The sequence below is a fragment of the Curtobacterium sp. MCLR17_036 genome, from assembly GCF_003234445.2.
Taxonomy (GTDB): Bacteria; Actinomycetota; Actinomycetes; order Actinomycetales; family Microbacteriaceae; genus Curtobacterium.
On sequence record NZ_CP126269.1, the window covers coordinates 137,869 to 150,213 of the forward strand.

Genomic DNA, 12,345 nt, shown 5'->3' on the forward strand with positions numbered 1-12,345 from the left:
GTGTCGGCCGCCGCAGAGCGCGCTGACGGCAGGCGCTCGGTCAGCCCGCCGCCGGCCGGAACCACCGGATGAGTTCGCGCAGCGCCGGCAGGGAGCTCACCTGGGCGCCGCCGGCGGCGTCGAGGTCGTCGAAGGTGGTCCGGTAGCCCGGGGCCTGCTCGACGTCGGAGTCCTCGGCGGGGAAGCCCATCGTCCACTCCGGGAACTGTCGTTCCTCGACGAGTTCCTCGACCAGGACGGAGACCTTGGTGTGCCGGTCGTCGTGCTTGATGGTCGCCATCTTGTCGCGGACGGCCTGGTCCGGCCCCTCGAGCAGCTGCAGGAAGTAGCCGTTGCGGAACAGCAGGACGCCGGTGATGTCGTTCTCGGCGTTCGCGCGTCGGCTCTGTGCGAGCAGGGCGGCGAGGTCGTCGTCCTCGAGGTGTCGGGTGGCGAGGCTCGAGTAGATGAGGGACAGCATCGGAGGCTCCTTGTCGGGGGTCGTGCCGGGACGGTCAGTCAACTCCGTGGGTGCCGTGTGCCCGATCGGACTGTTGCGCCGACCCGGCCTGCGCTATCCTGGTCGCGGTTAATCGATTAAGCATCCTCGCGATCGACCGCATCCGCAAGCAACGACGCTCGGAAGGAACCGCTCACCATGCACACCAGACCACTCACGCGAAGGCGGCGTCCCATCGCCGCCGCGCTCGGCGCCCTCGCCCTCGTCACCGGCGGCCTGTTCGCCACGACGTTCGGTGCCGGCGCTGCCTCGGCAGCCACGAACGGCCCGTGCGACACGTACGGCAGTGCCGGCACGTCGTGCGTCGCCGCCTACAGCTCGACGCGCGCCCTCTTCGCCGCGTACAACGGCCCGCTCTACCAGGTGCAGCGCGCCTCGGACGGCGCGACCACGAACGTCGGGCTGCTCGCCGCGGGCGGGTACGCGAACGCCGCGATGCAGGAAGCGTTCTGCTCCGGCACCACCTGCACCATCCCGAAGATCTACGACCAGACGAGCAACCACAACGACCTGACGGTCGCCGGGGCGGGGGACGCGGGCCCGGCGAACCACGCCGCCGACGCCGCGGCGCTGCCGATCACGGTCGCCGGGCACAAGGCCTACGGCGTCTTCATGCCGCAGCAGGTCGCCTACCGCATCTCGAGCACGGTCGCGAAGGGCACCGCCCGCGGCGCCAGCCCGGAGTCGATGTACGAGGTCGCCAGCGGCACCAACGTCAACCACGGCTGCTGCTCGGACTTCGGCAACGTCGAGACCCTGCCGCAGGACACCGGCAAGGGGCACATGGACGCCCTGAACCTGTCGATGCTGAACGGCAAGGGCAGTGCGGGCCGCGGTCCGTGGGTGCAGGCCGACCTGGAGAACGGCGTCTACGAGGGGAAGACGGCGATCAACACGGCGAACACCGGCAACTCGAGCAAGTTCGTCACCGCGCTGCTCAAGAACGACGGCGTCGCGAACTTCGCGCTGAAGGGCGGGGACGCGCAGGGCGGCTCGTTGTCGAAGTGGTACGAGGGCGCGCTGCCCACGGACCGGGACGGCGACGGCCAGGGCTACACGCCGATGAAGCTCGAGGGCTCGATCGTGCTCGGTGCCGGCGGCGACAACTCGAACCGCGGCACGCAGTCGTTCTTCGAGGGCGTCATGACCACGGGGTACTCGACCGACGCCGCGGACAGCGCGGTGCAGGCGAACATCGTCGCGCAGAACTACCAGGGCGTGTCGACCGGCGGGGGACCCGGCGCGTCCATCACCGGCCCCGGCGGCAAGTGCGTCGACGTCGCCGGTGACGACACCGGTGGCAACACCGCGGTCGTGCAGCTGTACGACTGCCGGGCCCTGGCGGCGGACCAGCACTGGCTCGGCAACGTCTACGGCACCCACACGTTGAGCACGTTGGGGCGCTGCCTCGACGCGAACGGCAACGGGACCGCGAACGGCACCCACGTCGAGCTCTACGACTGCAACGGCGTCGGCGGGCAGCAGTGGATCGTGCAGCCGGACGGGTCGATCAAGAACCCGCAGTCCGGCCGGTGCCTCGACGTGCCGTCGGGCAACACCGCGAACGGCACGGCGCTGCAGCTCTACGACTGCAACGGCAACGCCGCGCAGAGGTTCGTCGCCGCGGTCCCCATCGGCACCATCGGCGGCAAGTGCGTCGACGTGGCGGGCAACGACCTGCAGCAGAACGGCCAGCAGGTGCAGGTGTACGACTGCCAGACCCTGTTGACCGACGAGCAGACGACCGACCAGCAGTGGGCGTACGACGCCGGTGACCACACCATCCGCACGCTCGGCCGGTGCCTGGACCTCGACGGCAACGCGACGGCGAACGGCACGCACCTGGAGCTGTACACGTGCAACGGCGTCGGCGGACAGCAGTGGGTGCCGCAGGCGAACGGGTCCGTGCTGAACCCGCAGTCCGGCCGGTGCCTCGACGTGCCGTCGGGCAACACCGCGAACGGCACCGCCCTGCAGCTGTACGACTGCAACGGGCAGGCGCCGCAGGTGTTCCGCTTCAACTGATCCACCGGACAGGAGGCACGGGGCGGCCCCGCCACGCGCCTCCTGTCCGATCCACACGCACCGCTTGCTCAATCGATTCAGCAGGTGCATGCTGTGCAGACCGGTTAATCGATAAAACAACCCGAGGAGGCGCTCGTGCCGAAGTCCGTGACCCTGAAGGACGTGGCCGCTGCGGTCGGCGTCACCTCGGCCGCCGCGAGCATGGCGCTGTCCGGCCACGAGCGGATCAGCGAACGGACCCGGGCCGCCGTCAAGCAGGCGGCCGACGAGCTCGGGTACGTGCCGAGCTCCGCCGGTCGGGCGCTCCGCAGCCAGCGCGCCGACGCCGTGGCGCTCATCGTGCCGAACTCGTCGACCCACGTGTTCGGCCACCTGTACTTCATGCACGTCCTGACCGGCATGTCGACCGCGGCGAACGCGCACGACGCCCAGGTGATCGTCTCGACGAACGCCGACACGTCCTCGGGCAGCGTCGCCTACGAGCGCGTCATGCGGTCGCGGACGGCCGACGGCGCGATCGTCACGAGCGCCGCGATCGACGACGACCACGTGCAGACGCTCGTCGCGAGCGGGCTGCCCGTGGTGCTCATCGGCAACTACCCGCACCTCGACCGGGCGGTCTCCGTCGGCATCGACGACGTCGCGGCGACCGAGCGACTCGTCGAGCACCTGGTCACCGTGCACGGCCGCCGCCGGCTGCTGCACGTCACCGGCACGCTCGACCACCAGACCGGCATCGACCGTCGCGACGGGTTCCTCCGCGCGGCGGACGAGCACGGTCTGACCGACGTCACGGTGGTCGAGGGCGACCTGTCCGAGGCCTCCGGTGCCGCGGCGGTCGAACAGGCCCTCGCGAGCGGGGCCGACCACGACGGCATCGTCTTCGCCAACGACGACATGGCCGTCGGGGGCCTCCGGGTCCTGCGTCGCGCGGGTGTCCGCGTCCCCGAGGACGTCTCGGTCGTCGGCTTCGACGACTTCGGCCTCGCCCGCGTGACGACCCCCGGCATCACCACCGTCCGCGTGCCCGCCGAGGAGATGGGACGCATCGCCACCGAGCGCCTCTTCGACCTCGTCGACCGTCGGACCCCCAGCACGACCGGGCAGCACACCGAGCTGCCCGTCGAGGTCGTCCTCCGCGGATCCTGCGGGTGCGACGACGACCGCGAGCAGCCGACCGGCTGAGCCGCTCCCGACAGCACCACCCGAACCAGCACGACCCGATCCCACACCACCCGACCCGCACCACCACAGCGCCGATCGACACCGAACACCGACCCGCGCACCCACCTGCAACGCAAAGGAGCGTTCGACCATGAAGCACGCACGCACGACCCTCGCGGTCGTCTCCGGTGCCGCCGCCATCGCCCTCGTCCTGTCCGGCTGCTCGGCCGGCGGGTCCGCGGACACCGACGGACCCGTCACCCTCAAGGTCTGGACCGGGTTCACCGGTGGCGACCGCCCCGGCTACGCCACGATCGTCAAGGACTTCGAGAAGACCCACCCGAAGATCAAGGTCGACATGACCGTCCAGCCGTGGGACACGATCCAGCAGAAGCTGCCGTCGGCCTGGCTCACCGGGCAGGGCCCCGACGTCGCGGCGGTGTCGAGCGACCCGAACGCCGTCGCGCAGTACGTGAAGACGAACTCGGTGCTGCCGATCACGATGACGGGCAGCGGCGACGGCAAGATCAACACGTCCGACTTCGCGCCGGGGACCGTCGAGGAGTTCACCTACGACGGCAAGCTCTACGGCGTCCCGGCCAACTTCGCGACGCTCAGCCTGTACTACAACAAGAAGCTCTTCGAGGACGCCGGCATCGCGAAGCCGCCGACGACCGTGCAGGAGCTGGCGGCCGACGCGAAGCAGCTCACCACCGATGGCAAGTACGGCATCGCGCTCGCGGACAACCAGACGATCCAGATGTGGCCGGTCCTGCAGTGGCTCGAGGGCGGCGACGTCGTCACGAGCAAGGGCTGCAGCGCGGTGCAGACGAGCGCCTCGCGCCAGGGCCTCGAGACCTGGGGCGACCTGGTCGCGAAGGACAAGGTCAGCCCGGTCGGCCTCACCGGCGCCGAGGCCGACTCGCTGTTCTCGGCCGGCAAGGCCGCGATGGAGATCAACGGGCCGTGGGCGGCCTCCGGGTACAAGTCGGCCGGCATCGACCTCGGCATCGTGAAGGTGCCGGTCGGCGTCGACGGCAAGTCGTCGACGCTCGGCTCGATCGCGCCGCTGTCGATCTCGGCGAAGACGAAGTACCCGGAGCAGGCGCAGCAGTTCCTGGCGTACTGGACGTCGAAGACCGCGCAGCAGAAGTTCTCGCTGCAGACCGGATTCCCGCCGCTCCGCACCGATCTGTCGGACGACGCGAAGCTGCAGGCCGACCCGACGGTGTCGGTCTTCGCCAGCCAGGTCGGGGACGCCCGCCTGTACCTGCCGCACGTGCCGGACGCCACCAAGGTCGACTCCGACGCCTACGTCCCGATGATCGGCAAGATCACCCGCGGCACCTCCGTCGCGGACGCGACGAAGGAAGCCGCGCAGACCATCGACGGCCTGACCGGTTGCAGCAAGTGACCGACCAGACCACTGGGTCGGCCCCGGCACGCACGGCGCGTGCCGGGGCCCCCGCCTCCGACCGGGGTCTGGGCCCACGCCGCCGGTTCCGGCGCGACGCGCCAGCGGCGGGCCGGCCGAGACGGTGGGGAGAGGCGCGCCCCACCCGCCGCCGAGCGCGCCGCTTCCAGCCGGCCTGGCTCTTCATGGCCCCGTCGCTGCTCATCCTCGGCGTGTTCGTCGTCTTCCCGATCCTGCGCTCGCTGTACTACTCGTTCTTCGACTGGACGGTCGGTGCGGTCTCGCAGCAGTTCGTCGGCTTCGGCAACTACGTGCAGCTCGCCCACGACCCGCAGTTCTGGAACGCCCTGCGCGTCACGCTCGAGTACACGGTCGTCTCCGTCGTCCTGCTCGTGGTGCTCGGCTTCGTCGCCGCGCTCCTGCTGCAGTGGGACACGCTGCTCAACCGGATCGTCCGGTCGGTGTTCTTCTTCCCGACGATCGTGTCGCTCGTCACCATCGGCCTGGTCTGGAAGTTCCTGCTCGACCCCGACATCGGGCTCGTCGGGGGCATCACCGCCCTGCTCGGGCTGCCGAGCGTCGCCTGGCTGCAGTCGACCTCGCTCGCCCTGCCGACCGTGATCCTGGTCTCGGTGTGGAAGAGCATCGGCTTCGCGATGATCCTGTTCATCGCCGGGCTCAAGGGCGTGCCGGCGGAACGCTACGAGGCCGCCGAGCTCGACGGCGCGAACCGCTGGCAGACCACCTGGCGGATCACGCTGCCGAGCATCCGGCCGACGCTGCTCTTCACGTCGATGATCCTGACGATCCAGTCGTTCCAGGTGTTCGACCTCGTCTACGTCATGACCGGCGGCGGCCCCGTGTTCGCCACCGACTCCCTCGTGAACCTGCTCTACCGCGACGGGTTCGTCGACTACCAGACCGGCTACGCGTCGGCGATCTCCTGGGTCCTCTTCGTGATCATCATGCTCATCTCCGTCCTGCAGCTCCGACTCTTCCGGTACGACGATGTCGACTGACGCGCTCACCCGGCGACCGTCCGAGACGGAGCCGACCCGTGCCTCCCGGCCGACCACCGACCACCGACGGCGGCGACACGGTCGCCAGAGCGGCCTCGTCGTCACCGGCTCCGTCCTGAAGTGGGTGTACCTCGGCATCGGACTCGTGTTCGCGCTCGTGCCGTTCGTCTGGATGGTGAGCGGGTCGTTCCGCTCCGAGGCGGACCTGTTCGGCCACCCCGCCTCGCTGTTCCCGACCAGCGTCACGCTGCACGGGTACCAGGGGGTGTGGTCGCAGCTGCCGTTCCTGCGGCTCCTGCTCAACTCGTTCGTCTTCACGGTCGTGACCACCGTGCTGACGCTGCTCTTCGACTCGATGTGCGCCTACGCGCTCGCGCGGATGCGGTTCGTCGGCCGGAACGTCGCGTTCGTGCTCGTCATCGCGACGCTCATGGTGCCGTTCCAGGTGACGCTCATCCCGGTCTTCGTGGAGCTGTTCCACCTCGGCTGGCTGAACACCTACCAGGGGCTCATCATCCCGCGGGCCACCTCGGCCTTCGGCATCTTCCTGTTCCGGCAGTTCTTCATCGACATCCCCCCGGAGCTCGACGAGGCCGCGCGCATCGACGGTGCCGGGCACTGGCGGATCTACTGGCAGGTCATCCTGCCGCTGGCGAAGCCCGCGATCGCGACCGTGGCGGTCCTCAACGGCATGGCGCTGTGGAACGACCTGCTCTGGCCGCTCGTCATCAGCACCTCGAACGACATGCTCACCCTGCCGGCCGGGCTGACGCTCTTCGGCGGAGCCCACGTGACGGACCACGCCGTCCTGCTCGCCGGGGCCGTGATCTCGCTGCTGCCGATCGCCGTCGGGTTCTTCTTCGCGCAGAAGTACTTCGTCGCCGGCGTCGCGACGTCCGGGCTGAAGTGACCGGCCCGTCCGCCTTCGCCCCCGGCACGTTCACGTGGGCGCTCGGCATCGAGGACACCTGCGTCTACCCACCCGCCCGGTTCGCGATGGCGCCGCTCGACGAGCACGCGCTCACCGACCACGACGCGTCCTGGCGGGCGGACCTGGACACCGTGCGCGAACTCGGCGCGGGAGCGCTGCGCTACGGGGTCGACTGGCCCCGGGTGCACACGGCACCGGGGGAGTTCGACTGGTCCGTGCTCGACGAACGGCTCCCGCACGCCGCGGCCGACGGGGTCACCGTGATCGCCGACCTGGTGCACTACGGCACACCCACCTGGCTCGACGACTCGTTCGCCGACCCGCGGTACCCCGATGCGATCGCCGAGTTCGCCGGCGCCTTCGCCGCGCGGTACGCCGGCGTCGTCGACCACGTCACGCCGCTCAACGAACCCATCACCACGGCCTCGTTCGCCGGGCTGCGCGGGGTGTGGCCCCCGGGCCTGACCGGCTGGGACGGGTGGACGTGCGTCGTGCTCGGCATCGCCGCGGGCATCCAGCGCACCGTCCGGGCCGTCCGTGCCGCGAACCCCGCGGCGGTCGTCGTCCACGTCGAGGCCAGCACCCTCGTCGAAGCCGCGGACGACACGGCCGAGACCCGGGCGGAGGCCGAGCTGCTCGAGACGCTCGGCACCGTGCCGACCGACCTCGTCCTCGGTCGCGTCACGGCCGACCACCCCGCCCACGGCTGGCTGCGGTCCCACGGCGCCACGACACCGGTGCTGCGCGCACTGGTCGACGGCGCGGTGTCGATCGACCTGCTCGGCGTCAACTACTACCCGGACCTGTCACCCCGACGGCTCGTGCACGAAGCGGGCCGGGTCGTGCAGCACGCACACGACCGGTGGACGGACGGCCTCGAGGAGACCGTCCGGCGCTTCGACCAGCGGTACGGGCTGCCGATGCTCGTCACCGAGACCTCCATCGAGGGCGACGACGCGGTGCGGTCCGCCTGGGTGCGGGACGCAGCCGGTGCGGTGCAGGGACTCGTGGCGCAGGGCGTCGACGTCCGGGGCTTCACGTGGTGGCCGATGTTCGACTTCGTGGACTGGTCGTACGCGGCCGGCGGCAGGAACGTCGAGGAGTTCGAGCTCCCCGCCGAACTCATCGCGGAACGCGCCGAGAGCGTGCGGAAGACCCCGTACCTGCGGCGGATGGGCCTGCTCCGGCTCGAGGAACAGGCCGACGGCACGCTCGCACGGGTCCGCACCGGTGCCGCGGCGGCGTTCTCGCGGTGCGCGGCCGGCGACGAGGACGTGCAGCGGGCCGCGGGGTCCTGAGCGCTGTCGTGGTCGAGTCCGACGTGCACCGCCCTGCGGCCGCCCGTCGCCCGTTGCCGCGCGGGCGATGGGCGCACTCGCGGGCGCCCCGAGCAGTGCCGACTTCGAGACCATCGAGGACCACGTCCTCCGCCGCCGCTGGTGGGCGGTCGCAGCGGACACGGTGTGGCATCACGGCGACGGGTGGGAGTCCGGAGTGGCGTCACTGTCCAACGTCGGACGGGAACTCGCCGTCGTCGTGGCCCCGGGCAGCTGTCGACCCGCGTCGACTGTGCGCGGACGGTGCCGTTACACGATCGTGATCTCAGACCGTAGCCGCGGCAACGCCCCCCGAACGGGGTACAGGGGGTCCGCCGTTCAGCCCACCGCGAGCGGTGAATCCGCTGGGACCGATGCTGCCCGACTTGACGGCTGGCAGGGCGCTGAATAAATACGCACGCGTGCGGTGATGGGTGTGCATTGCATGCCCCATGCAGATGCATTGATTTGGCAACCGGTGGCAACGTCTTGCGCGTCCGGTACCGGAATGCAATTATCGGTGGTGCCGGGGGTGGGAACGGCAATGGGGGATGAATCATCTTCTGTACGTCGCAGCACGCCTCGGATGTTCGCAAAGAAGCGACGGCTGGGGGGCGGAGAACAGCATCCTCAGCTGTCAATCGACAATTGAGGAGCACCGAATGCGCAACGTCAGCGTTCTGGAAGAGATCGACGAGCAGGGCATGAGCGACCTGCAGGCCGGCCAGGGGATCGGGACGACCGTCACCACGCTGAGCTGCTACGGCGTGAGCTGGGCACTCGGCAACGACGGCAACTTCTGCACCGCCACGGTCGAGTGCCAGTCGAACTGTAAGTGACCAGTCGGGCGCGTGCCGACGTCGGCACGCGCCCGACCACCACGAGGGGGACGATCATGACGATCGCAGCGACGGACGAACTGATCTCGGTGTACATCCCGGAGATCACCGAGTCGACCAGGGCGGCCCGGGTCGGTGAGCGCCTGGCTGAGCTGATGGAGAGTCGGGACGGAAATGCCGGTACCGATCGGGATGCGGCTCGGAGAGGGCTCGCGCCCGCATTCCGAGAAAAGCGTCTCGACATTGTCGCCGACGAACGCGACCTCTACTTCTCGACATTCATCGAGGCCGTCGTCGACGTCTGGGCGCCGAACGGGGGAATCCCTGTCCTCCCGGAATCGGTGCGGTCGGAACTCGTCGCTCGACAGCGAAGTCTGGCGTTCAGTGCGCTGCTCCGGTCGTTGCTCGACGAGTTGCACCACCGCCGCGATGCCGGGTTCCTCTCCGCGGCGACGTCGGAAGCCCGCTTCGACGAGTTCTCGGCCTGGATCACCTCCGAAGCAGGCGTGACCGTCTTCGCGAACCGTCACGACGGCGCTCTCGCAGCTGCGCACCGCGCGGTCACCAGCGCGGGGCGGGTAGCCGAGGAAGCGTTCCGCCGGATCGAAGCCGACCGCGGAGCGCTGGCTCGGGAGTTCCCTGGTCTGGACCCGGAATCGCCCGTCCGCCTGCTCGGCATCGGCGGAGGCGACACGCATCGAGGGGGTCGGTCCGTCGGTGTGGTCGAGTTCGTCGACGGACAGCGCGTCGTGTACAAGCCGCGCAGCGTCGGTACGGACACCGCGTGGAACGGCTTGTTGGGGGACCTCCGCAACCTCGGAGTCGCCGATCTCCGTCCCCTGCGGTGCCTCGATCGTGGCCGGTACGGCTACACGGAGTTCGTACAGGCCGACCCGCCAGGGGCACCGGACGTCGCGTACCTCGACGACATCGGGACCCTCACCGCTGTGTTGCACCTGGCGAACGGGTCGGACATGCACCACGAGAACGTGATCACGTCGGGCGGTCGAGCGGTCGTGGTCGACACGGAGACGGTCCTCACTCCGCGACCGGTGGTCGCGGAGTCGTACGACGACGGCGCCGCGTCGAAGGTCGCGAAGACGCGCATCACCGACTCCGTCCTCGGGATCGGCATCCTGCCGAACCTGGTGAAGGTCCCCGGACGCGAACAAGCGCTCGACATCGGCGCGGTCGGGTACGCGCCCGGCCAGACGGGCCCGTACCGGAGCCTCCTCCTCGTCGATGCCGGACGTGACGACATGCGGACGACCCTCGCGCACGCGTCGACCACAGTCGCCAGCGCCAACCCCGTCCTCGACCGAGACGGTGACGTCCGTGCGGTGCGAGAGCCGATCCGCGATGCCTTCCGCCGTACCCTCGAGCGCGCGGCCGCCCGTCGAGCCGACGTGCAGCGCGCCTTCGTCGAACGGTTCGAGGGCACCGAGGTCCGCTACGTGCACGCCCCCACGATGTTCTACGCGCAGCTCCTCCGGATGGCCACCCACCCTGACCTCCTCGAGGACGAGCGCGCTCGTGCCGCGGTCATGTACCGGGTCGCGCTCCGGGAAGGCGCCGCGGCAACGAGCCTGGCCGACCTCGAGTTCGCGGAGCTCCTGGACGGCGACGTCCCCTACTTCTGGTGCGACGCAGACGGCCGGGACCTCCACAACGCGAAGGGCGCTCCGGTCCCGTCGTTCTTCGTGGAGAGTCCCCTGGAGCGCGTCCGGCAGCGGATCGCAGGACTCGAGCTGGACGCGATCGAGGAACAGAGCACACTGTTGGACCTCGCGTTCGTGAACCGCCTGCCCCGCGAGGCCGAGCGCACCGTGCTGGCCACGGGCACTCGGCACGACGCCGCGCGACCGAACCGTCGACGAGGGCGCGAGGCGTCGGCGAGAGCGCACCGTGCCGCGAGCAGGATCGCCGACTCGGTCGTCTCCAGTCCCGATCCCGCTCACCCGGCCACCTGGATCGGTCCGCAGGTGACGACGTCCGACCAGGCGCAGTGGCTGCCCGGCACCCTCGGGTACGACCTGTACGGCGGGAGCACCGGTGTCGCCCTCTTCCTCGCCGCCTCGGCAGCGGTGAACGGCGACGAGCGGGTCGCGGCAGTCGCCGAGCGGGTCTTCGCGCCGATCGAACGGCAGCTCGTCGATCGTCAGGTGGACCCGACAGCGGTGTCCGGCGGCGGCATGACCGGCATGGGGGGCACGGTCTGGGCGCTGTCCCGTTCGAGACGGCTCCTCGCCGGCACCGGGCTGCGACCCGAACGGCAGGACCCGGGCGCGGACGGCGTCCTGCTGCAGCGCCTGGCCGAGTCGGTGCAGACCGACACGTCCGCCGACTTCACGAGCGGACTCGCCGGGACACTCGCGGCCGCGCTCGACATCGAGGGGGGCTCGCAGTCACCCTCCACGGACGTCATCGCTGAACGGCTCTGCTCGGTGCTCCGGATCCCGGCGGACGGTCGCCCTCGCTACACCGGCTACGCGCACGGGACGGCAGGGATCCTGCGACCCCTGCTCGCTTGGGCGGACTCGCGCGACGACGAGCGAGCCCGGGACCTCGGCGGCCGACTGCTCGCGGAACTGGTCTCCGCCCGGCACGACGACGGTGAGTACCCGCGTCAGTTCGACGGCGACCCCGCAGAGCGATCGTGGGCGTGGTGTCACGGGGCTCCGGGGATCCTGCTCGGGCTGCTCGGAGCGCGCGCGTCCCTGCCGGAGCACGTGCCGGACTCACTCCTCCGCCCCCTCGTCACCAGCAGCGTGGAGCGAGCGCTCGGGAACAACCCGACGCTCTGCCACGGGGACGCCGGGACCCTCGACATCCTCGCCGAGGCGGCAGAGGTGCTCGGGGACGACGTGCTGGCGAGCACCGTCGACGACGCGTTCGCGACCCTCCTCGACGACGGACTCCTCGTCGGACGACGGCGCGACTCGAAGTACGACCACACCGACAGCCTCATGGTGGGGACCGCCGGCATCGGTTGGACGCTGCTGCGCCATGCAGCCGACCGCCACCTGCCGAGCGTGCTCTCCCTCAGTTGAGGCGGCTCCGAACGTCCCCGCCCGCGGGGTAGCAGACGCTCGCGACGATCTCCGTCGCGAGCCGGGCAGCACCGTCCGGTGCCGCCCT

The 12,345-nt window shown here is 70.3% G+C and carries 10 protein-coding genes; 9 read left to right on the forward strand and 1 reads right to left on the reverse strand.

What is annotated here, in order from left to right; all coding sequences use genetic code 11:
• Nucleotides 1–40: 40 nt before the first annotated feature.
• A complete protein-coding gene (locus DEI99_RS00725; RefSeq protein ID WP_111041715.1) occupies nt 41–460 on the reverse strand; it encodes a BLUF domain-containing protein in 420 nt (139 codons plus the stop codon).
• A 177-nt stretch (nt 461–637) separates the two neighbouring features.
• Here DEI99_RS00725 and DEI99_RS00730 point away from each other — a divergent pair, with 177 nt between their 5' ends.
• From DEI99_RS00730 to DEI99_RS00765, 9 genes are all read left to right on the forward strand, one after another.
• Nucleotides 638–2,524 carry an arabinofuranosidase catalytic domain-containing protein gene (locus DEI99_RS00730; RefSeq protein WP_111041714.1) on the forward strand — a complete coding sequence of 629 codons (1,887 nt, stop codon included), beginning with the start codon at nt 638–640 and terminating at the stop codon, nt 2,522–2,524.
• Between the two features lie 135 nt (nt 2,525–2,659).
• Nucleotides 2,660–3,709 (forward strand): LacI family DNA-binding transcriptional regulator, encoded by a 1,050-nt coding sequence (locus DEI99_RS00735; RefSeq protein WP_111041713.1) that lies wholly within the window; start codon nt 2,660–2,662, stop codon nt 3,707–3,709.
• A 130-nt stretch (nt 3,710–3,839) separates the two neighbouring features.
• Nucleotides 3,840–5,102 (forward strand): sugar ABC transporter substrate-binding protein, encoded by a 1,263-nt coding sequence (locus tag DEI99_RS00740; protein ID WP_111041712.1) that lies wholly within the window; start codon nt 3,840–3,842, stop codon nt 5,100–5,102.
• Between the two features lie 185 nt (nt 5,103–5,287).
• Nucleotides 5,288–6,121: a carbohydrate ABC transporter permease gene (locus tag DEI99_RS00745; protein WP_111041711.1), complete on the forward strand. Its 834-nt coding sequence runs from the start codon at nt 5,288–5,290 to the stop codon at nt 6,119–6,121.
• On the forward strand, nt 6,111–7,031 hold the full coding sequence (locus DEI99_RS00750) for a carbohydrate ABC transporter permease (protein WP_220037145.1): 921 nt from the start codon (nt 6,111–6,113) through the stop codon (nt 7,029–7,031). The genes DEI99_RS00745 and DEI99_RS00750 overlap by 11 nt, the downstream gene beginning before the upstream one ends.
• Nucleotides 7,028–8,350: a family 1 glycosylhydrolase gene (locus DEI99_RS00755; RefSeq protein WP_111041710.1), complete on the forward strand. Its 1,323-nt coding sequence runs from the start codon at nt 7,028–7,030 to the stop codon at nt 8,348–8,350. The genes DEI99_RS00750 and DEI99_RS00755 overlap by 4 nt, the downstream gene beginning before the upstream one ends.
• 67 nt (nt 8,351–8,417) lie before the next feature.
• Nucleotides 8,418–8,780, forward strand: a complete 363-nt coding sequence (locus tag DEI99_RS17225; protein WP_220037144.1) for a DUF6183 family protein — start codon at nt 8,418–8,420, stop codon at nt 8,778–8,780.
• A 250-nt stretch (nt 8,781–9,030) separates the two neighbouring features.
• Nucleotides 9,031–9,207, forward strand: coding sequence for a lichenicidin alpha family lanthipeptide (locus tag DEI99_RS00760; protein WP_181434431.1), 177 nt, complete (start codon nt 9,031–9,033; stop codon nt 9,205–9,207).
• Nucleotides 9,208–9,263: 56 nt separating this feature from the next.
• Nucleotides 9,264–12,257, forward strand: a complete 2,994-nt coding sequence (locus tag DEI99_RS00765; RefSeq protein WP_146247108.1) for a type 2 lanthipeptide synthetase LanM family protein — start codon at nt 9,264–9,266, stop codon at nt 12,255–12,257.
• The last annotated feature ends 88 nt before the right edge of the window (nt 12,258–12,345 follow it).